Raw genomic sequence first — 20,929 nt, 5'->3', positions numbered from 1 at the left:
TGCGCGGCTGCTCAGCCCTTCAGGCCCGACGACGTGATCCCTCCCGAAGCGGCCGCTGCCCGATCCCGAACACCGCCGCTGCCACCGCCGGGATCATCGACAGTACAACTCCCGTGAGGACTAGGGAGATTGACCCGGTCCGAGGTCGCCCTGCAGGGAGCCAGGCCCAGCGGCATCGGGAGGTTCTGGCTGCTCGTCTCCAGGACGAGCAGCCGGAAGAAGTCGTTCCAGTGGTGGTTGAAGGCCCGCACTCCGACGATCCCGAGGCCCGGTGTCGCCGGCGGCGCGTGGACCGAGCGGAGGATCCGCCAAGACCCGGCCCCGTCGATCATCGAGTCCTCGCTCAGTTCCTTCGGCATCGTCATGAAGCACTGCCGCATCAGGGACGTGCCGAACCGGTCGGCACCGCGGGCACGATCAGCGCGAGGAGGGTGTCGGTCAGGCCCACACCCTTCAGGAATGCCAGAGGGTCATCACCGCGGTCCGGGTCGCGTCGCCCGGCCCTGCCCTTGCCGAGAACCCCATGGGCTTCTCCGGGGGATGACGTCGGCGGCGTTGCCACTGCCGACTGCGTGCGGACATCGCCCGGGGCGCGCCGAGCCAGGGTCGAGGCTCAGCGCACTGGGAAGCCGAAGGAGTAGCCCTGTTCCTTGAGCCGGGGGAGAGCGCGGCGCAGGGCCTCGACGGTCTGGGCGCGGTCGCCGCCCGCGTCGTGGAAGAGGATCGTCGGTCCGTTGGGCAGTTCCCGCTCGACGGTGGCGACGATGGTGTCCGTACCCGGACGCTCGAAGTCCTTGCTGTCCACGTTCCAGCCCAGCGGGCGCATGCCCCGGGAAGCGGCGAGCTTGCGGCTGTAGGGGGTGAAGGCTCCACCGGGTGCCCGGTAGTACATCGGCCGTACGCCCCCGGAGGCCTTGGTGATCATGCGTTCGGCGTCGAGGATCTGCTGCGACTGGTAGGCCTCGGACTTCTTGTCCATGGCGGTGTCGTGCGACACCGAGTGGTCGCACAACCGGTGCCCGGCCGCGACGACCTTCTTCACGAGGTCCGGGTGCGCCTGGGCCTGCGGGCCCACCATGCAGAATGTGGCCTTCACCTCGTACTCCCGCAGTACGTCGAGCACTTGAGGGGTCCACTCGGGGTCGGGACCGTCGTCGATGGTGATGTTGATGCCGCGGGTCCCCGCGTCCGAGGCGTGTGCGATGGTCACCGCGGTCGGTCTCACGTCACTGCCCGGTGTGGCCGGGGCCGTCGCCTCCGGTGACGAGCCGTCCGCCTCACCGGCCTGTGCGGTCCACACCGAGGCACCGGTGGCGAGCAGCGTCACCCCGAGCGCGGCCCCGACCAATTTGCTGTTCCAGCCCCGCCCGTTACCCCGCCGCGCCATGTCCGTCCCCTTCACGCAGTGCCCCACCGGTCCCGATCACCTTGCGATCACTGGGCAGGACGAGACACACGGGCGCACGGATGCATCCGTTACCGATCACGGACAAGTCCGGGAAGGTTCGCGGACAACTCCTGCGGCCCGGCAGCAAAACAGGAAGCCACAGCACCGGCGGCGTCATTGCGTCGTTTGTGTTGTGTTCTTTGGAGGGGGTCCGCCTCAACGGGCCTGTCGGGTCGCACCAGTTGAGCGTTCCGCACCCTCCGACGTGTAGCCGATCGAGATGGGCGCCTCGCACTTCACTCCGGGGGATCTGACGGCGTCCGCCACGACTGCCGGCTCGTCCCGCGTGACGAGGTCGAGCTGCGGGTGAACCACCGTCAGATGGGCGTCGGCGGCGACCGCAGGCCGACCGGGGAGAGGCAGGGCAGTAACGGGAACGTCCGCTTCCTTGACATGCCCCTGACTCAAGAGCACTCTCGCGGAAGCCTCCCCCGCCCCGCACAGGTCGGCTCGACCGCAGAAGACAGGAATTCGCCGTGGGCACGAGCACCGGACAGACGGCTGCCACGCGCAGCCACCGCAACCGCGCTGTCGTCGCCAGCACGGTGGGCACCGCCATCGAGTGGTACGACTTCTTTCTCTACGGGACGGCCGCGGCGCTCGTCTTCCCGCACCTGTTCTTCCCTGGCCAGTCCGACTACACCGGCGTTCTCGCCTCCTTCGCCACGCAGTTCGTCGGCTTCGCCGCCCGCCCCGTCGGCGCCGCGATCTTCGGACACTTCGGCGACCGGGTCGGCCGCAAGTCCACTCTCGTCATCACCCTCCTGCTGATGGGCGTGAGCACCGTTCTCATCGGCTGCCTGCCCACGTACGACTCGATCGGCCTCGCCGCGCCGATCCTGCTCGTCGTCCTGCGCGTCGTGCAGGGCATCGGCGTCGGCGGCGAGTGGGGCGGCTCGGTGCTGCTCGCCATGGAGTGGGGTCCGAGGAAACGCCGTGGCCTGATGGCCAGTTGGCCGCAGATGGGCGTGCCGCTCGGGCTGCTCGCCTCGACCGGCATGGTCCGCTGGATGACCTCGGCGACCGGCGGCGACTTCGAGACCTGGGGCTGGCGGATCCCCTTCCTGGCCAGCGCCGTCCTCATTGCGATCGGCCTGTACGTACGGCTGCGGGTCGTGGAGAGCCCCGACTTCAGCGCGGTCAAGAACGCGCAGGCCGTGGTCCGCCTGCCGGTGTGGGACGTGCTGCGCCACCAGTGGCGCGAGGTCCTCACTGCGGCGTTCGTACGCCTCTCCGAGCAGGCCCCGTTCTACCTCTTCATCACCTTCGTGCTCGCCTACGGGACCGAACACCTCGGCCTCGCCCGCAGCGACCTGCTCGACGACACGCTCGTCGCGGCCGCCGTCGGGCTCGTCTCCATCCCGCTCTTCGGCCATCTCTCCGACCGGATCGGGCGCCGCCTCGTGTACGGGATCGGGATCGCCTGCGTCGCCGCGTTCGCGTTCCCGTACTTCGCGCTGCTGAACACCGGTTCGTCGGGGCTGGTGCTGTTGGCGATCGTGCTGTCTCTCGTCTTCCACGATGTGCAGTACGGCCCTCAGGCCGCGCTCATCGCGGAGGGCTTCGGCACGCAGGTCCGCTACAGCGGCGCCGGCCTCGGCTACCAGCTCGCTTCGGTCATCGCAGGCGGACCGGCACCGCTGATCGCCGCGGCGATCCTGGAGGACACCGGGTCGAGCGTCGGCATCAGCGTCTACATCGTGGCCTGCTGCGTGCTCTCCTTCGTGGCGCTGCTGTTCATACCGCGGCGCGCGGACTCCGACCTGACGGTGGGGGAGCCGGCGCGGCAGGAGGTGTGACCCGCGGGCCCGGCGCACCGCGCCGCGGAGCCGCGGTCTCGGAAAGGTGGCACTCCCGCGGTAGGCGGGTGGGAGCAATTGCTCAGCACGCAGGTCCTCGTCATGGGACAAGCGCGGGCGCGACAGGTCCTGGGCCGTTTACCAGCTCCACCACGACCAGCGCCGGCCCCATCAGGCCCGCAATCAACTACCGCCCGACGCTCAGCAACAGCCCGCCGTAGTGCACAGCCTCGGTACCGCAGACTGCTGCGCAAACGGATCCTCGGCGGCCTCATCAACGAGTACAGCTACGCGGCCTGACCTGCGCCGACGACCCTTCGAGCGGCACAGCGGTGATCAGCAGGCCGAACCAGGCGTACGAAGGTACTGTGAGGAATACGCCCGCGACGCCCAGAGCGGCGGCGCGCGGCAGTGCCGGTGCGGTAGACGAGCACCGCCAGGGGCAGGCCTACCCCTACCGCGAGGCCGAGTCCTTCGAGGACGAGCACGGCATGATCCACCGTGACATCCCGAACATTCGGCCCGTTTCCGGACAGGAAGTCAAGAAGTCCACGGCGCGTTCTAACCGCCGAACGGACGTCCGAACGTCACGTATTGGTCAGTCCTGACGGGACACAACATTCTGCACGGGTTGTGAGTGGGTGACCTCGCGCCCTCGCTACCCCGTGGCAAGTGCCCGCTGCGAGGTCTCCCGAGCGGTGCAACCGGTCCGGCATAGGCTTTTGTGCAGCCACCCGTCCTGATTCCGCGGAGGTACGCCCCATGGTCGCAGGCCCTGGCAGTGCCACATCGGGCAAGACCCGATTCGACGACATCTACAACGAGCCCGATCCTCGCGCCTACGTCCGCCGACTCGCCCCGTTGGAGTACGAGATACCGCACCATGGCCAGGATGTCTTCCGGCGCACCCGCACCGACCGGTCCGCGGCCGGCGGCACCGACGACCCCGTCACCGTCCTCGACCTCTGCTGCTCGTACGGCTTCAACGCCGCTCTTCTCAACCACGACGTCACGCTGGCCGAGTTGTACGCGCACTACACCAGCCCCGAGGTCGACGCCTTTACGCCCACCGAACTCATCGAACACGACAAGAAGTTCTACGCCTCACGGCGCCGCGTGGACGCGTCCCCGGTCATCGGGCTCGACTCCGCCGACAATGCCGTCCAGTACGCCCTGGCCGTCGGTCTGCTCGACGAGGCCTATGGCGAGAACCTGGAACACCACCCGCCCAGCCCGCGGTTGCGGCGCGCCGTGGCGGACACCGGACTGATCACGGTCACCGGAGGTGTCGGCTACATCACACGCCGCACCTTCCGGGCGCTGCTGGGGTGCCGGCAGGAGCCGATCTGGGTCAGCGCGTTCGTCCTGCGCACCGTCCCCTACCGGCCCGTGATCCCGGAATTGGAAGCCCACGGCCTGACCACCACGACCGACTCCGCACGAAGTTACCCTCAGCGGCTGTTCACGAGCGCGGCGGAACAGCGTTGCGCCGTCGAGCAGGTGCTCCGTGCCGGCGACGATCCCACTGGACTGGAAGCAGAAGGCCGGTACTACACCCGGCTGTACGAGTCCCGGCCGCCCTCCGTATGAGTGATGCCCTGGAGTAGGAGCAGCTGATTGTCGGACTCCACTCCCGTGAGGATGGGCCCGCCGACTGGCCTGCAGACGGGCGGAGTCGGGCGGTTCGGTGTCTTCGGAGGCCGTATGGCTCGTATCGCCCGTACTCTTCGTGGTGTCCACGGTGTCACATAGCGGGCGCCAAACCACTGGAGGCAATACCTCGTGCTGATTGCTCAGCGTCCGTCCCTGACCGAAGAGGTCGTCGACGAGTTCCGTTCCCGGTTCGTGATCGAGCCGCTGGAGCCGGGCTTCGGTTATACCCTCGGCAACTCCCTGCGCCGGACCCTTCTCTCCTCGATCCCGGGTGCGGCGGTCACGTCCATCCGTATCGACGGTGTCCTGCACGAGTTCACCACCGTGCCGGGCGTCAAGGAAGACGTCACCGATCTCATCCTGAACATCAAGCAGCTGGTCGTCTCCTCGGAGCAGGACGAGCCGGTCGTGATGTACCTGCGCAAGCAGGGCCCGGGTCTGGTCACCGCCGCCGACATCGCGCCTCCGGCCGGTGTCGAGGTGCACAACCCCGACCTCGTCCTGGCCACGCTCAACGGCAAGGGCAAGCTGGAGATGGAGCTGACCGTCGAGCGCGGTCGCGGCTACGTCTCCGCCGTCCAGAACAAGCAGGTCGGTCAGGAGATCGGGCGCATCCCGGTCGACTCGATCTACTCGCCGGTCCTGAAGGTCACGTACAAGGTCGAGGCGACCCGTGTCGAGCAGCGCACCGACTTCGACAAGCTGATCGTCGACGTCGAGACGAAGCAGGCCATGCGTCCGCGTGACGCCATGGCGTCGGCCGGTAAGACCCTGGTGGAGCTGTTCGGTCTCGCCCGCGAGCTGAACATCGACGCCGAGGGCATCGACATGGGCCCGTCCCCCACGGACGCCGCCCTGGCCGCCGATCTGGTACTGCCGATCGAGGAGCTCGACCTCACCGTCCGTTCGTACAACTGCCTGAAGCGCGAGGGAGTCCACTCCGTGGGTGAGCTCGTCGCCCGCTCTGAGGCGGACCTCCTGGACATTCGTAACTTCGGTGCGAAGTCGATCGACGAGGTCAAGGCGAAGCTGGCCGGCATGGGTCTGGGCCTCAAGGACAGCCCGCCCGGATTCGACCCGACCGCCGCTGCCGACGCCTACGGCGCGGAGGACGACGGGGACGCCGGATTCGTGGAGACCGAGCAGTACTGAACACTGCGCTGGGCAGGTCACGGGGGAGCCGGGAGGGTAGAGGAGCCGGGTGAGCGGTGCGGCGGTGTCCGCGGGCCCGGCGCCTTGGGACATCGCGTGCTGCGCGATCCCTAGGGCACCCGGGCAGTTCACTGCAGACCTCACCGGCTCGCCCTGCTCGAGGCGGCCGTGGGTCCGTTGACTCTGTGGCAACGGACCCACGGCGGGCCGTCCTACGGCAGCGAGCCCGATCGGCCAGGACCTCAGTCCTGCGGATGCCGCAGCGGCACGACCCCCCACTCCGGCCGCTGCGATCGAGGAGACGGCCCATGTGCTCGACCGTGCGCAGGAACCACCGGCCGGTCGGCGACCGTCAGACGCCGGAACCTGCGCGAGAGATGGGCGTCGAAGGCGATGCGCTTCGTGCAGGGTGCGCAGCCAGACGTGAGCCGGATCGTCGGTGCGCGGGACCTTGACCGGGGGCCGGCTGCACGGCCGGAGTGTCGATGCGGCCCCCGCCCGCGCGATCCGCATGCTCTGCGGCGCGCTGCCTAGCCGGCGAGGAAGTCGCGAAGCGCCGCCGCGATCTCCTCGGCATGGGTTTCCAGGGCGAAGTGACCGGTGTCGAGGAAACGAACGTCGGCCTCGGGGATGTCGCGGGTGAAGGCTTCGGCCCCGGCCGGCAGGAAGAACGGATCGTTTTTGCCCCACACCGCGAGCAGTCGCGGTTTACTCGTCCGGAAGTACTCCTGGAACGTGGGGTACAGGGCGACGTTGCTCGCGTAGTCGAGGAACAGGTCGAGCTGGATCTCGTGCGCGCCCTCGCGTGCGAGGTAGTAGTTGTCCAGGCCGTAGCCGTCCGGGCTTACGCGCGTCTCGTCGGGAACGCCGTGCTGGTACTGCCAGACCGTCGTCTCCGGCTGTACGAGCATCCGGATCGCCTCCCGGTTGGCTGCCGAGGGCTCCTTCCAGTACGCCTGCACCGGATTCCAGGCCTCGCTCAGTCCGTCCTCGTAGGCGTTGCCGTTCTGCGAGACGATCGCGCTGATCCGCTCGGGGTGGCGGGTGGCGATCCGGAATCCGACCGGTGCGCCGTAGTCGAACACGTACAGCGCGAAGCGATCGAGGCCCAGTACCTCCGTCAGACGGTCGATGACATCGGTGATGTGTTCGAAGGTGTAGTCGAAGTCGTCTCCCGCGGGCATGTCCGACCTGCCGAAACCGGGCAGGTCAGGAGCGACGATGTGGAATTGGTCGGCGAGCAGGGGGATCAGCTCGCGGAACATGTGACTCGACGACGGGAAGCCGTGCAGCAGGAGCAACGTCGGTGCGTCCGCAGCGCCCGCTTCCCGGTAGAACACATTGAGGCCGTCCACGTCGGCCGTGCGGTAGGCAATGTCAACCATGACCTTCACCCTTCTCTTCCGAGGCGTCCGACGGGGCGTCAGTATCCGCCGCAGCCTCTTGGATCAATTCGATGCGTAACTGCACGTCACCGTGCCGCTATCGCAAGATTCGCTTGACCACCGGCCTGAAGTCCGGTGCACTGCGAATGAATACCGTCAGCTGACCCTTTCATTGAAAGCCCGGCGCGTCGGTGCAGCTCGTCTGACCTCGCGAGCCTCGGGTCGAGGGCAAGCCTGCTTCCGACATGACAGCCCTCGCGAAGGAGCGCAGGCTAGGGGAGTGGAGGGGTGACACCTGGCGATCGATCAGGCGAGGCGAGCCGTGCATATGGCGTCGAGACCCGCCGGAGGTTGCGTCGTTCCTGCCCAGAACGGCCGCCGAGTTCGTCGGGTGCTGAGAGAAAAGGTCACTCATGCCGCAATCCATGCGCGCGCTCGTAGCCGGAGAGGTCGGCGAGCCGAACGATGTCCTTCGGCTGGAATCCCGGCCTGTTCCCACGCCAGAAAGCGGCCAGGCGTTGATCCGTGTGAAGGCGACTCCGATTCACGCCAGCGATCTGCACGTGTTGCGTGGTCGCTACGGATTCTCCGCCGAGTTTCCCACTGTCGGGGGTCACATGGAATGCGTGGGCCGTATTGAGGCCCTGGGTCCGGATACCGAGGGACTGGAGATCGGCGAGCGTGTGGTGGTCGTTGCTGTCCCGGCCGTACCCGGGCCGCGTGTGGCCGGCACCTGGCAGGAATACCTTGTTGCCGATGTACATAGACTTCTGTCGGTCCCTGATCGTCTGAGCGACTCCAGCGCCTGTCAACTCACTGTCAATCCGTTCACTGCGCTGCTCCTGGTGACTCGCGAACTCGATGTACAGCCGGGCGAGTGGCTGTTGCAGACGGCGGCGGGCTCCACCGTCGGCCGACTCGTCATTCAGCTGGCCAGGCATCTGGGTATTCGCACAATCAATGTGGTGCGGCGGCGCGATGCCGTCGAGGAGATCAAGGCGCTTGGTGGCGACGAGGTCATTTGCACTGAGGACGAGGACCTGGTGCAGCGTGTGACTGAGATTGCAGGACCGGCCGGCGTGCGCAAGGCCATCGACTGTGTCGCGGGACACGTAGGTGCCCAGGTGTCCCAGGCATTGGCTCCGGGAGGAGAGGTCGTGGTCTACGGCGCGCTCTCCACCCATCGGCAGACTGACCCGGCGGCGCTGACGATTCCGCTGCAGGCGCGCTCGGTCATCTACGAGACCAAAGTGGTCCGTGGCTTCTGGCTGAACCGCTGGTTCGGCACTGTCTCACCTACGGATGCGTTGCGTGCGCTGTCCGAGGTTCGCAGCCTCGTCGCTGATGAAGTGCTGAGCATCCCCCAAGGCAAGCCGTTCCCGTTCGAACGCTTCGCTGAAGCCGTCTCGTTCGCCGAAACACCCGCTCATGGCGCCAAACCGCTCCTCGTCTTCGAAGACGGCCGGGACCAAGACGACGAGTAGGACGCGGTATTTGGATAGCCATAGCCTGCGGCGGAGGTGCAGAGGAGCGTCTGATCCGTACCTCCAACAGGAAGGGTCAACGCGAGCCACACCGGGCCGCTGCGAGGCCCCTCAAGGGCGTCACCGGACGAGTGACGGGTGACGGGTGACGGTTGTTGGGGTTTGCGGTACGGCACTGCTGCACAAGTGGTGGGGCCGTCCTTCAGCGGGATGTCGCTCTTTCCTGCTTGTCTATCGCGGCGGCAAGTGCAAGGAGCGCCTCAACCTGGGCCATCCGTACGCGGGTCTCGGCGGAGAGCCGCCCCCTCTCCCCTCGCTCAGCTGCTTCGAGCAACTCCTGAGCCTTGTGCGCATGCGCGGCATAGTCGGCCACGAGAGACCCCCTTCTCGTCGAGACGTCCACCGTAGCGATCACTCCGGGGCGTTGGAATCTCATGGCCCGAGTTGAGTCAAACGGTCACTTCGACGAGGGGAGGCTCACTGGCCTGGCCGCGGGATCTGAACCTGTGGCCTCATCCTCAGCATGTCGATCGCAGGGATCCCCCGACCTCCAGCAACTTCCGTCGTGACCTGCTGCGCCCGCCGCTGAGGTTCGGCGCTGATCGGGCCCCGTTCACGCTTGCCGGGTGTCAGCGGCTGATGTCAGGAACCGGGGCGCCCCTGACAGACGCGGCCACCATCGAACGCCGGCCTTCCTGCCCGATCCGGTGAAGGCGCGGCGGCAGAGGCCGCTCCAGGTCGCAAGGTCTCGTGCGTCAGGCGATGGCCTGTTCGACGAGGGTCACGGTGGCTCGCGGGTCGGCGGTCTCAAAGACCAGGCGGCTGTACGGGGCGCCCTCGGCGAGTTCGATGACGACCGCGTCGGCCGGCTTTCGCACCGCCCAAAAGGCAAGGTCACCGTGTCGGCGGAATCGCCCGGCCGTGACGATGCCAGGCACATGGGTGCCTCCGATCTTGGCCCCCTTGCGCTCATGGGCGATACCCGGGTCGTGTGTGGCGCCCCGTACCTGGGTGAGCGGCACTTCCATCCGGCTCTTGAGGGCCCACAGTTTGTCGAGGCCCGTCAGTTCGACCGTCAGCATGCGGCGTGCGCAGTCGACGGTGATCAGAGCCATGCCGACTCGACGCCGCCCGTGTGACCGCCCCGCCCCGGCGTTCTCGTCGCATGAGCTCTCCGCCGCGCCCGCCGGGATGCGGCGCGCGCCCGCTGCCGCCAACGTGGGGGAGTGGTGCAGCAGAACAAGGCTCAGTGGATTCCCGTCGGCGTGATCGCGCTGGCCGTAGTGATCGACCTGGTGACCCCGACCGAGGTGACATCGGCCCCGCTCATCATGGCGGCACCCGTCGCCGCCGCCCCGCTCCTGACGCTGCCCGGCATCATCTGGGTGGGCCTCACATCGATGGCCGCCCATGCGGGACTGGCCTGGGTGGACGGTACCTTCGGCTGGCACCGAGGTCTGGCCAACCAGTTCACCCTGTTGGCCGTGACCCTGCTGGCCATCTTCATCAACCGCACGCTGAAGAGCCAGAACGTCCGGACACGGCGCGCTCAGCACGTCGCGGCCGTCGCCCAGCGCGCTGTGCTGCCCAGACCGCCGGCGCGCCTGGGCGACCTGCACATTGCCGCCCGGTATGTGCCCGCCGAGGACGAGGCCATGATCGGCGGCGATCTGTACGTCGTACAGGACACCCCGTACGGCACACGAGTCCTCGTCGGTGACGTACGGGGCAAGGGCCTGGGCGCCGTGAGCGCGGTCTGCGTCGATCTCGGCGCGTTCAGGCACGCCGCGGACGAGGCCGAGGACCTCACACAGCTAGTGCGCTCGCTGGAGCAGGCACTGCTGCGTGAGGGAGGGCGGCGCGGCGGCCTCGAACAGGAGGAGGGATTCACCACCGCCCTGATCGCGGAGTTCCCCGCAGACCTCAGCGCCGTACGCATCGTCAACCGAGGCCATCCGCCGCCCCTGCTCCTCGACGCACAGGGCTCGGCCACCGTCCTCGAACCGTCTCAGGAAGTGCCTCCGCTGGGGATGGGGGCGCTGGGCAGCTGGTCCGCACCGGTCGACACCTTTTCGTTCCCGCCCGGCGCGACACTCCTGTGCTACACGGACGGCATCACCGAGTCACGGGACGCCGAAGGCACCTTCTACGACGCTGCGGCGCGCCTGCCCGTTCTGCTCCGCCACCGCGCCCGGTCCGGCGAGCACCCCACACCGGCGCAGGTCCTCGACATGCTGATCCACGACGTACGGCGCCACACGGGCGGCCGGCCCCAGGACGACCAGGCGCTCCTTGCACTGCGCCGCTCAGCGCTCTGACCGCATCCCCGCATCAGGGAGAGAGCTTTCCGTGCCCTGTGGCGCGCCCGCTCAGCGGGTACACGATGAGGCATGGACACCAAAGCCTGGCTCATCCTCGCCGCAGCCGTCGTGCTGCTCACCATGGGCGTCGCCGCAGTTCTCCTGGTGCGAGTGATCCGGGCGAGGAGACTGCTCCTCGACGCGAGAATCCCACTCGGCAACAAGGCGCTGGTCTGGGCCGCCGTGATCTACACGGTGTCACCGATCGACCTGCTGCCGGACCCCGTCTACCTCGACGACATTGGATTCCTGCTGCTGGCCCTGCGCTCCGTGCACGTCGCGGCGCGAAACGCATACCCGCTGGTGGCAGGTCGGCCTGCGGTGCGACACCTGGCAGGCCGCCAAGCGTTTGGCCATCAACCACCTGGCGCCGCTGCTGGTCGCGGCCGAGGAGAGAGGTGACGTCGACCGGCGAACTTGCCGCACATCTGTCCTCATCCGGCTACACCGTGGACGCCGTCGACTGGTCCGAAACCGCCCTGGTCGAGGCCCGCACCCGCCACGGTGACGCTGCTCGTTGGCTCCGTCTCGACATCGAGGGCGACCACGCAGCCTCGCTGAGCGCCGACGGCTATGACCTGATCACCCTGCGATTCGTCGCTCCGTTCCTCACCTACCGCGACCGCACCCTGGACGTGCTGGGCCATCGGCTGCGGCCGGGCGGTGCCCTCGTGCTCATCACTCCGCTCGCCGCCGACACCCCCGCTGAGCGGCGCGGGATCGCCCTGGCCGAAGACGAGCTTGCACGCCTGCGGAGTCGCTGGGCGGCTGCGGAGCGGCACGATGCCGACGGGCTGGTCTTCCTCGTCCTGCGCGGGCCGCGCCAGGACGAGGCCGCACCGCACGCCGCGGCACAGCGCAACCCGTCGTGTGCGTACAACGGAGAAGAAGCAGCCGCCCGGCGCGAGCATCACTTCCACCTCACGGACCGGTACTACGGGCAGGTGGAGTCGGGACGCAAGACGATCGAGGTTCGCGTCGCCACCCCGCAGAAGGCGGCCGCCAAGGTCGGGGACACCATCGTCTTCCACGACCGGGACAACGAGCGGGAAGTCGACGTCATCGTGAAGCGAATCACCTCCTACGCCTCGTTCGAGGACCTGCTCGGCGCGGAGGATGCCGACCGCATCGACCCGGACGGTCCGCGCGAGGAACTCCTGCTCACCCTTCGCGCCATCTACCCGTCGGCCAAGGAAGTGCTCGGTCCCCTCGCCTTCGAATTCGACCACAGCCCCGCGCGGCCCGGCCGCCCCATGCCGATGACACCCACGCAGTACGCGCAGACCGTCCCCCACCACACGGTGTACGGCTGCCTGTACGTCCGCGACGAACACGACCGTCCAGTACAGCTGCGCTCGGTCTACGGATCCCGGCTCTGGCAGTTCCCGGGCGGCAACCTCGACGCGCAAGGCGAAGACCCGCTCCAGACCGCCCGGCGCGAAGCCGTCGAAGAGACCGGTCTCGAGATCGGCCTGGAGGCGCCGAGGCTGCTCCTCACGCACTTTCTGCCCGCCGGACCGCGCATGCCACTGAACAAGGTGGGTCTCATCTTCGACGGAGGCCGGCTGACCGCGGACCAGCTTCGCCGGATCCGCCTCGACCCCGCCGAACACGACATGTGGGCCGCCCACGACCTCGCCGATTGGCAGGAGTTGATGGCGCCACGGGACTTCGCCCGTCTCGACGCCGTCGAACATGCCAGGCGCGGAGAGGGCCCCGCCTACCTCATCACACACACCTGACCCGCATCCCGCCCACCGAGGAGGCACCGTGCCCAGCGAGGACATCAACGCCCAAGCCTGGAAGATCTATGGCCAGCGCCAACTGACCCGCGCCTACACACCACCCGTCCCCGTCCAGATGTCCTGGACGCCCTGGCCCTGGGAGGGGGTCGGACCAGGGGCTGAAGTCCTCGGCGACATCACCGGCCGCCGCGTCCTGGACATCGGCTCCGGGGCCGGCCACCACGCTGTGCATCTCGCGAGAGCCCACGGCGCTCGCGTCACCGGAATCGAGCTGTCCCCGACCCAGCACGAACGCGCCGTCTCCACCCACGCGGACGTTCAGGACGTGGAATTCACACAGGGAGACGTGGCCGCATACCTCGCCGAGGCCGAGCCGTTCGACGCGGCGTACGCCATCGGCACCCTGGCCTACATCGACCCACACAGGGCACTGCCCGCCCTGCGCAACGGACTGCGTGCCGGTGCGCCACTGATCCTCTCGCTCCTGCACACCGACTTGCACGGACGCGGCCCGTCCACGCAGGTGGCACCGCGCGAGCAGATGATCCTTTTGCGCGACGACCCGCCCCTGCCGACCCAGATGTGGGTCCTGGCGCCGCAGCTGTGGGAGGACCTGCTCACCGAGTACGGCTTCAGGGTCGAGTCCATCGACCTGCTGCACCATCCTGACGACAACGCCCTGGTCATCCAGCAGCTCATCCGCGCCCGCCGCCTGCCCGCCCGGCCGACGCAGAGTTCCAGCCGCCCCCGGAGCAGCAGACCTCCGGTGGCGCACGCGGCCGTCGGTGTCGGAGCCATCCTCCTCAGCGAGCAGGGAATCCTGCTGGGCCGCCACCGTCGCGGCACCGTGGAACTGCCCGGTGGAACCGTCGAGGCCGGCGAGTCCTTCGAAGCCGCCGTGGTCCGCGAACTCGGCGAGGAAACCGGTCTGATTGCCCGCCCTGGTGACGTCACGCTCCTGGGCAGCCTCCTCGACCACGTCGACGGCGTCCTGCGGGTCACCGTCGGCGCACTCGTCCTCACGTGGCGGGGACAGCCGGCCACGCAGCCGAACGAAAGCGTCGGTGACTGGGCCTGGCACCCTCTTGATCGGCTTCCTGACGGCCTTTTCGTGTGCAGCGCCCAGATCCTCACAGCCTGGCGTCCTGACCTGCCCATCGACCACACACACGCGCACTTCACGCCTTTCGCCCACGACACACCGGCCACGACAACGGTGGACGGCCCGGCGTGAGAGCAGTTGCAGACTCCAGTCTGTGGCGCCACCGCGACTTCCGCCTCTACTGGACGAGCCAGGCCGGCGACGTGCTGGGCTCCTCACTCAGCTCGGTCGCCGTCCCCTGGTCGCGATCGTGACTCTGCACGCCACGACGTGGGAGGCCGCCGTCCTCGCGGCCGTGCAGAAGACGCCGCCCCTGCTGTTCTCGCTGCCGGCCGGTGCCTGGCGCGATCGCGTGCGCGTCTGCACATCACCAGTGTCACCGCGCATCCGACGCGGGAGTGGACCTTGCCCATGGCGGATATCGGGGGCATGCGCGGCAACGGGCAGCCAGGGCAACCTCACCCGTGCCTTCCGCCGGTGGCACCGCCAGACGCCCAGCCGGTGGGGCCGGGAGGAACTCGCCAAACAGCTGCCGTCTCCTGGATGCGAGTAGTGGTGCGTAATCCGGGTGCCGTCAATCAGCCGTCACGATTACAGTGAGCGTCGTTCAGGTGCGCAGGTTGCGGCTACTTCTCCTGTCACGAGAGCAACGCGGGTTCGAATCCCGTCGCCGGCCCCGACCGGTGTCGTCTAGCGGCCCAAGACACTACGTCGCCGCCACCGACCTTGATCTCTGAACACCTACGACGCGAGCCGTCCGCGACGGGGGAACCAGGCGGGCGGCTCGCGTCGCGTCACGGCTGGTCACCCGAACTTGACGGGCTCCGTCAGGCCGTAGCCCCTGCCGGCATGCCGTATCCCGGCACGTGTGGAGCCGCGGGTCCGCGCCGTCCATGACGACGCCGACATGGACGGCCTCGAGGGGTGGCGGGCTGTCGTGCTCGGCCAAGTGACGGGCGTAGCCGGTGTGCAGCAGGAGGATGTCGCCGGGTTCGACGTGCGCGCGGTCGGCGTCCATGACGGCGGCGGGCGTGCTGGACCAGTGCGAGGCGCTGGGCGCGGAGGCGGTGATCGGCAATCAGATCGATGGCCAGGTCGGCACCTTGTGCGCGGTCGCCTTCGGTGCCGCTCACCGAGCCACGACCCGCAGGGCAGGCGAGCTCTCCAACTACCTGGACGTGGCCCACGACTTGCTCGCTGAGCCTCTGGTGATCGAGGGCGGCACGCTGCGCGTGCGGGAAGGTGCGGGCCCTGGTTTGGTCATCGATCCCGCAAAGCTCGAGCACTACCGTCTGGACCGCTGATGCGGCGTCCCCATCTTCAGCCCGCCACGCACTGTTCGATCACCGAGGCGACCTGCTCGGCGGCGGGGGAGTTGCGGTGGGCCCGACGGGCCAGGGCGAGGGTGACGGACTCCGGTTCCGCAAGCGGCACGTAGGTCACGCCGTCGAGGCTGAGACTCTGCACCGACTGCGGCACCAGGGCGACACCGTGCCCGGCCGCGACGAACACGACCAGTGTGGCCGTCTCGCCGACCTCGACGAGTGAGGCGGGCTGGAAACCGGCCCGCTCGCACGCGGACAGCACCCGGTCGTACATCGAGGACCGGGACTGCGAGGGGTGGATGACGAACGGTTCGTCGGCCAGGGCCGCCAGAGCGACGCGTGGGCGGCCCGCCAGTGGGTGGTGCGAGGGCAGCACGGCCACCAAGGGCTCGGACCGCAGCGGTGTGATGCGGAGGTCCGCGTCGGCGACCGCGCCCCGGACGACCGCGAGGTCGTACGTTCCGGATTTGAGGCCCTCGACGAGTTCAGGGGTGAGGAGCTCGCCGCGCAGGTCCATGGTGACCCCGGGCAACTGTGCCCGCACCGTGCGGGCGACCCGCGGCAGCACGTCGTAGGTGGCCGTGCCGATGAAGCCCACGCAGACCCGCCCCGCGTGGCCGGTCGCCAGCTCCCGCATGTGGACGCGGGCGCGCTCCTCCTCCGCGACGAGGGCGCGCGCGTAGTCGGTGAGCTGCCGGCCGGCCTCCGTCGGTTCGACGCGGCGGGTGGAGCGGTTGAACAAGGGGATGCCCAGTTCGCGCTCCAGCTGCTTGATCTGCTGGGACAGGGCCGGCTGCGCCACGTGCAGCCGGGCTGCCGCGCGCCCGAAGTGACACTCCTCGGTCAGCGCGAGGAAGTACCGGAGCTGACGAAGTTCCATGACGACATCTTATAAAGACGCCTTATCAATCCATGCTTACTAGGTCTTGGACGTGATGAACCAGCCGGTCCTACCGTGAGTGCGTGACCGACAGTTACCTGTATGCAGCAGCGAGAACCCCCTTCGGACGGTTCTCGGGGGCCCTCGCGAACGTCCGGCCCGACGACCTCGCGGCGCTGGCCATCAGCGGGACCCTGGCCAAGACACCCGCGCTCGACCCGGCGGAGATCGGCGACGTGGTCTGGGGGAACGCCAACGGCGCCGGTGAGGACAACCGGAATGTCGGAAGGATGGCCGTACTCCTGGCGGGACTGCCGACGACGGTGCCTGCCACGACCGTGAACCGTCTGTGCGGGTCCTCCCTGGACGCCGCCATCATCGCCTCCCGCGCCATCGAGACCGGCGACGCCGACATCGTGCTCACCGGCGGGGTCGAGTCGATGACCCGGGCCCCCTGGGTCCTGCCAAAGACCACGCGGGCGTTCCCCGCCGGTGACGTGACGGCCGTGTCCACCACGCTCGGCTGGCGACTGGTCAACGAGCGCATGCCCAAGGAGTGGACCGTCTCCCTGGGCGAGGCGAACGAACAGCTCGCCGACCGCTTCGACGTCGCCCGCGAGCGCCAGGACGCCTTCGCCGCCCGCTCCCACAACCTCGCCGACGACGCCTGGAACGCGGGTTTCTACGACGAGCTGGTCGTGCCCGTCGCCGTGGACGCCAAGGGCACCACCCTCGACCGGGACGAGGGCATCCGCCCCGGCTCCACGGCCGAGAAGCTCGCCGGGCTCAAGCCCGTCTTCCGCCCCGACGGTGTCATCACGGCCGGCAACGCCTCCCCGTTGAGTGACGGCGCCTCGGCCGTCCTGCTGGGCTCGGGTGCCGCCGCCGCACGGATCGGCACCGACCCGGTCGCCCGTGTCGCCGGACGAGGAGTGTCCGCACTCGACCCGCAGCTGTTCGGATACGCCCCCGTGGAGGCGGCGAACCGGGCGCTGAAGAGCGCGGGGATCGCATGGTCCGACGTCGCCGCCGTCGAGCTGAACGAGGCGTTCGCCGTGCAGTCGCTGGCGTGCGTGGACGCCTGGGAGGTGGACCCGGACATCGTCAACGCCAAGGGCGGCGCGATCGCCCTGGGCCATCCTTTGGGCGCGTCCGGCGGACGCCTCCTCGGCACCCTGGCCCACCGGCTGCGCGAGTCCGGCGAGCGGTGGGGCGTCGCGGCCATCTGCATCGGAGTCGGCCAGGCGCTCGCCGTGGTCCTGGAGAACGTCACGGGGAGTAGCCGATGACCACGCAGATGTGTGCCGACGCGGACGAGGCGGTGGCAGGGATCGAGGATGGCTCCACCGTGCTGGTCGGCGGGTTCGGCATGGCCGGGATGCCGGTCGACCTGATCGACGCTCTTATCCGCCAGGGGGCCAAGGGCCTCACCGTGGTCTCCAACAACGCCGGCAACGGCGACACCGGGCTCGCCGCGCTGCTGGCCAAGGGACGGGTCCGCAAGGTGATCTGTTCCTTCCCGCGCCAGTCGGACTCATGGGTGTTCGACGAGCTGTACCGCGCGGGCAGGATCGAGCTGGAGGTGGTCCCGCAGGGCAACCTCGCGGAGCGCATGAGGGCGGCGGGGGCCGGCATCGGCGCCTTCTTCTGCCCCACAGGTGTCGGCACCCTGCTCGCCGAGGGCAAGGAGACCCGTGAGATCGACGGCCGCACCCATGTGCTGGAGTACCCGATCAAGGGCGACGTCGCGCTGATCGGCGCCTATCGCGCCGACCGGATGGGCAACCTTGTCTACCGCAAGACCGCCCGCAACTTCGGGCCGGTCATGGCCACTGCGGCGACCACGGTGATCGCTCAGGTCCGCGAGATCGTGGACACCGGCGCGCTCGATCCCGAAACCGTCGTGACCCCGAGCATCTTTGTCGACCGAGTGGTGCAGGAGGCGGGGCGCGCATGAACCCGACGAGCCGAGTACTGAAGAACGAGCAAGGCCCGCTGAGCAAGCACGACATCGCCGCCCTCATCGCGCGCGACATCCCCCAGGGCGCCTTCGTCAACCTGGGCATCGGCCAGCCGACCCTCGTCGCCGACCATCTGTCCGCCGACTCCGGCGTGGTGCTCCACACCGAGAACGGCATGCTCAACATGGGACCCGCCGCGCAGCAGGGTCAGGCCGACCCCGACCTGACCAACGCGGGCAAGGTACCCGTCACCGAGCTGCCCGGGGCCGCGTACTTCCACCACGCCGACTCCTTCGCCATGATGCGCGGCGGCCATCTGGACATCTGCGTCCTCGGCGCGTTCCAGGTCTCCGCCGGTGGCGACCTGGCCAACTGGCACACGGGCGCACCCGACGCCATCCCCGCCGTCGGCGGGGCCATGGACCTGGCGATCGGGGCCAAGAAGGTGTGCGTGATGATGACGCTCTTCACCAAGGACGGCACGCCCAAGCTGGTGCCCGAGTGCAGCTACCCGCTCACCGGCCTCGGCTGCGTCGACCGCGTCTACACCGACCTCGCGGTGTTCGACATCTCCCCGCAAGGAGTCCGCGTCGCCCGGACCTTCGGCATCACTCACGACGAACTCGCCGCTCGCCTGGATGTACCCCTGCTCGCCGCCGAGCAGTGAGGCCAGAGGGCGGGCATCACGGAACGGCGACCAGCACATGTTCGCGTCGACCCGGTCATGGGCTTGGGCGATGTCCTGCAGCTCGCGCGCCGGGGGACCGCTGGCCGAGCACATACAGATACAGCTGGTCCACTTCACCGGATCCGTCGAAGCCGGCCGGAACGTCGGCGCAGGCACCGGCGAGCGACTGCACCGAGCAGTGCTCGAACTCGGCGGCAAGGACCCCGTCGTCGTCGATGCGGGCGTCGACCCCCGGGCGGCAGCGGCAGCCGTCGCGTTCGGCGCCTTCATCAACACCGGTCAGATCTGTACGTCCATGGAGCGCATCTACGCCGCCGCCCTCCTCCGCCGGTGTTCCGGTAGGCCCCCGACTACGCCGACATGCGCCCCGACCGCGGGATGCTCGCGCTGTACCGGGCCAACGCCGAAGCCCTCGGCCGCACCTTCCCCGACCTGCCGGGCGGCGGGGTGGTCGGGGCAGCCACCGACATGGGCAACGTCTCCCACATCGTGCCCACCATCCATCCCATGCTCGGCCTCGACTGCGCACCCGCGGTCAACCACCAGCCCGAGTTCACCGCCGCGTGCGTCACTACGGCCGCCGACCTCGCGGCCGCGACTGGAGGAGGACTGTCGGCGCCGTGAAGTGGCGTTGACAGTCCTCCAGACCGAACAGGAACTGATCGACTTCACCCGGGAGGATCTCGCCTCGTACAAGAAGCCCCGCCGGGTCCACTTCGTCGATGTCTTCCGCTGTAGCCCCAGCGGGAAGATCCTCACGCGCGAACTCGGACTCCGAGCCGCCGTCAGGAAAACCTCAAAGATCCGCAGCTGCGCCGAACGAGCTGTCAGCCGGACATCACCAGCACCGCCCTCCCCCTGATCAGCCCGCGCCGAAGCCGGACCATGGCCTCGGGCGCCGAGCGCAGCGGGAGTTGTTCCGTTTCCACGTGCAGGGCGCCCGCGCGGGCCAGGGCGATGACCTCGACCAGTTCCTGGCGCGTGCCCCAGAACGGGAGTGAGAGGCGGACGCCCGGCGGCAGGAAGCCCGGTTTGCGGACGGTGAGCTGACCGCCGCCGCTGCCCACGATCGCCAACTCACCGCCGGGGCGCAGGACTTGGGTGGCAAGTTCCAGCGTCGGCTGTGCCCCCGCGAAGTCGAGCACGGCGTCCACGCCGACCCCGCCGGTCGCCTTCCGCAGTGCGGCGGCGGTGTCGGAGTCCATCGGGATGCTCAGGTGCGCGCCGGAGCGGTCCGCGAGAGCGAGGGCCTCGGGGCGTAGGTCGACGGCGAGGACGCGGCTCGGGGTGGTCGCGCGCAGGATCTGGACGGCCAGGTGCCCGAGCCCGCCGACTCCGATGACTACGGCCGTGGTGCCCGCGCCGAGCGCGTTCCGCACGCCGGCGACGGCGTGATAGGAGGTCAGGCCGGCGTCGGAGAGCGGCGCGGCCTGGTCGGCCGGAAGGTCGCCGATCGGCACCAGGTGGCGGGCGGTGGGGACGAGTACGTACTCGGCCATTCCTCCGTCGCGGCCGAGTCCCGCCCCGTGCCAGTCGAGACTGCCGCGCCGGTCGCAGTAGTTGTCCTGCCCGGCGGCGCATCGCGTACAGGTGCCGCAGCCCCACGGGCCGTGGACCACGACGCGCTCGCCCGGTGCCGGGCCGCCGCCCGCGCCGGGGCCGAGGGCCGCGACATGTCCGGCGATCTCATGACCGAGCGTGAACGGCACCCGGTACGGGAGCGTGCCCGGGGCGGCGTCGAGGACATGGATGTCGGAGTGGCAGAGCCCCGCGGCCTCCACCCGTACCAGGACCTCTCCCGCTCCGGGTACCGGGCGGTCGACCTCGGTGAGTTCCGGTTCCCGTCCCCAGGCCTTCAGCCGTAGCGCCTTCATCTTCACCGTCCAGGGTCTTGTCAGCTCGGTGGCCGTGACGATAACAGAGATGAAGTCAGTTCAGTAGCGATCGA

19 protein-coding genes and 2 pseudogenes are annotated in these 20,929 nt (G+C 68.9%); 15 read left to right on the top strand and 6 right to left on the bottom strand.

Features of this window, described 5'->3' with window-relative positions:
• Positions 1–19: 19 nt before the first annotated feature.
• Together OG758_RS08550 and OG758_RS08545 are read right to left on the bottom strand one after the other, a co-directional pair.
• A pseudogene (locus OG758_RS08550) lies at positions 20–457 on the bottom strand (carbohydrate ABC transporter permease); the annotation flags it as partial.
• A 156-nt stretch (positions 458–613) separates the two neighbouring features.
• Entirely contained in the window at positions 614–1,387 is a 774-nt protein-coding gene (locus tag OG758_RS08545; protein ID WP_326709423.1) for a polysaccharide deacetylase family protein, read from the bottom strand.
• A 536-nt stretch (positions 1,388–1,923) separates the two neighbouring features.
• On the opposite strand from OG758_RS08545, the gene OG758_RS08540 reads away from it, so the two are divergent.
• The 3 genes from OG758_RS08540 to OG758_RS08530 all read left to right on the top strand — a co-directional run bounded on the left by OG758_RS08540 (position 1,924) and on the right by OG758_RS08530 (position 6,051).
• Positions 1,924–3,246, top strand: coding sequence for an MFS transporter (locus tag OG758_RS08540; RefSeq protein ID WP_326709422.1), 1,323 nt, complete (start codon positions 1,924–1,926; stop codon positions 3,244–3,246).
• A 762-nt stretch (positions 3,247–4,008) separates the two neighbouring features.
• The gene (locus tag OG758_RS08535) at positions 4,009–4,836 is read left to right on the top strand and encodes a hypothetical protein (protein WP_326709421.1); all 828 of its coding nucleotides are present in this window, start codon (positions 4,009–4,011) and stop codon (positions 4,834–4,836) included.
• A 192-nt stretch (positions 4,837–5,028) separates the two neighbouring features.
• Positions 5,029–6,051: a DNA-directed RNA polymerase subunit alpha gene (locus OG758_RS08530; RefSeq protein WP_266556766.1), complete on the top strand. Its 1,023-nt coding sequence runs from the start codon at positions 5,029–5,031 to the stop codon at positions 6,049–6,051.
• A gap of 530 nt (positions 6,052–6,581) precedes the next feature.
• On the opposite strand, the gene OG758_RS08525 is transcribed toward OG758_RS08530, so the two are convergent.
• The gene (locus OG758_RS08525; protein ID WP_326709420.1) at positions 6,582–7,436 is read right to left on the bottom strand and encodes an alpha/beta fold hydrolase; all 855 of its coding nucleotides are present in this window, start codon (positions 7,434–7,436) and stop codon (positions 6,582–6,584) included.
• Between the two features lie 425 nt (positions 7,437–7,861).
• Here OG758_RS08525 and OG758_RS08520 point away from each other — a divergent pair, with 425 nt between their 5' ends.
• Positions 7,862–8,920: a zinc-dependent alcohol dehydrogenase family protein gene (locus OG758_RS08520; RefSeq protein WP_326709419.1), complete on the top strand. Its 1,059-nt coding sequence runs from the start codon at positions 7,862–7,864 to the stop codon at positions 8,918–8,920.
• Between the two features lie 755 nt (positions 8,921–9,675).
• Here the strand turns inward: OG758_RS08520 and OG758_RS08515 are convergent.
• Positions 9,676–10,035: a hypothetical protein gene (locus tag OG758_RS08515; protein ID WP_326709418.1), complete on the bottom strand. Its 360-nt coding sequence runs from the start codon at positions 10,033–10,035 to the stop codon at positions 9,676–9,678.
• 111 nt (positions 10,036–10,146) lie between these two features.
• Between OG758_RS08515 and OG758_RS08510 the strand changes: the two genes are divergently transcribed.
• The 6 genes from OG758_RS08510 to OG758_RS08485 all read left to right on the top strand — a co-directional run bounded on the left by OG758_RS08510 (position 10,147) and on the right by OG758_RS08485 (position 15,431).
• Positions 10,147–11,238, top strand: a complete 1,092-nt coding sequence (locus OG758_RS08510) for a PP2C family protein-serine/threonine phosphatase (RefSeq protein WP_326709417.1) — start codon at positions 10,147–10,149, stop codon at positions 11,236–11,238.
• 72 nt (positions 11,239–11,310) lie between these two features.
• Positions 11,311–11,682 carry a YkvA family protein gene (locus OG758_RS08505; RefSeq protein ID WP_326709416.1) on the top strand — a complete coding sequence of 124 codons (372 nt, stop codon included), beginning with the start codon at positions 11,311–11,313 and terminating at the stop codon, positions 11,680–11,682.
• Entirely contained in the window at positions 11,679–13,022 is a 1,344-nt protein-coding gene (locus tag OG758_RS08500) for an NUDIX domain-containing protein (protein ID WP_326709415.1), read from the top strand. The genes OG758_RS08505 and OG758_RS08500 overlap by 4 nt, the downstream gene beginning before the upstream one ends.
• A gap of 28 nt (positions 13,023–13,050) precedes the next feature.
• A complete protein-coding gene (locus tag OG758_RS08495; RefSeq protein ID WP_326709414.1) occupies positions 13,051–14,259 on the top strand; it encodes a bifunctional class I SAM-dependent methyltransferase/NUDIX hydrolase in 1,209 nt (402 codons plus the stop codon).
• Entirely contained in the window at positions 14,256–14,381 is a 126-nt protein-coding gene (locus OG758_RS08490; protein WP_326709413.1) for a hypothetical protein, read from the top strand. The genes OG758_RS08495 and OG758_RS08490 overlap by 4 nt, the downstream gene beginning before the upstream one ends.
• Positions 14,382–15,143: 762 nt before the next feature.
• Positions 15,144–15,431: an enolase C-terminal domain-like protein gene (locus OG758_RS08485; protein ID WP_326709412.1), complete on the top strand. Its 288-nt coding sequence runs from the start codon at positions 15,144–15,146 to the stop codon at positions 15,429–15,431.
• Positions 15,432–15,447: 16 nt separating this feature from the next.
• Here OG758_RS08485 and OG758_RS08480 read toward each other — a convergent pair whose 3' ends face one another.
• Positions 15,448–16,332 (bottom strand): LysR family transcriptional regulator, encoded by an 885-nt coding sequence (locus tag OG758_RS08480; protein ID WP_326709411.1) that lies wholly within the window; start codon positions 16,330–16,332, stop codon positions 15,448–15,450.
• Positions 16,333–16,415: 83 nt separating this feature from the next.
• Between OG758_RS08480 and OG758_RS08475 the strand changes: the two genes are divergently transcribed.
• From OG758_RS08475 to OG758_RS08455, 5 genes and pseudogenes are all read left to right on the top strand, one after another.
• On the top strand, positions 16,416–17,621 hold the full coding sequence (locus OG758_RS08475; protein ID WP_326709410.1) for a thiolase family protein: 1,206 nt from the start codon (positions 16,416–16,418) through the stop codon (positions 17,619–17,621).
• Complete coding sequence (locus OG758_RS08470; protein ID WP_326709409.1) at positions 17,618–18,289, top strand: 3-oxoacid CoA-transferase subunit A; 672 nt, start codon at positions 17,618–17,620, stop codon at positions 18,287–18,289. Before OG758_RS08475 ends, OG758_RS08470 begins: the two co-directional genes overlap by 4 nt.
• The gene (locus OG758_RS08465; protein WP_326709408.1) at positions 18,286–18,960 is read left to right on the top strand and encodes a 3-oxoacid CoA-transferase subunit B; all 675 of its coding nucleotides are present in this window, start codon (positions 18,286–18,288) and stop codon (positions 18,958–18,960) included. The genes OG758_RS08470 and OG758_RS08465 overlap by 4 nt, the downstream gene beginning before the upstream one ends.
• A pseudogene (locus tag OG758_RS08460) lies at positions 18,932–19,282 on the top strand (aldehyde dehydrogenase family protein); the annotation flags it as partial. The gene OG758_RS08465 and the pseudogene OG758_RS08460, both read left to right, overlap by 29 nt.
• Positions 19,283–19,341: 59 nt before the next feature.
• A complete protein-coding gene (locus OG758_RS08455; RefSeq protein ID WP_326716293.1) occupies positions 19,342–19,605 on the top strand; it encodes a hypothetical protein in 264 nt (87 codons plus the stop codon).
• 203 nt (positions 19,606–19,808) lie between these two features.
• Here the strand turns inward: OG758_RS08455 and OG758_RS08450 are convergent, their stop codons facing one another.
• Positions 19,809–20,855, bottom strand: coding sequence for an NAD(P)-dependent alcohol dehydrogenase (locus OG758_RS08450; protein ID WP_326709407.1), 1,047 nt, complete (start codon positions 20,853–20,855; stop codon positions 19,809–19,811).
• Between the last annotated feature and the right edge of the window lie 74 nt (positions 20,856–20,929).

The sequence above is a fragment of the Streptomyces sp. NBC_01474 genome, assembly GCF_035918215.1.
Lineage (GTDB): Bacteria > Actinomycetota > Actinomycetes > Streptomycetales > Streptomycetaceae > Streptomyces > Streptomyces aureus.
Note: the sequence above shows the minus strand (reverse complement) of the source record. Positions and strands in the feature narration are given on the sequence as shown.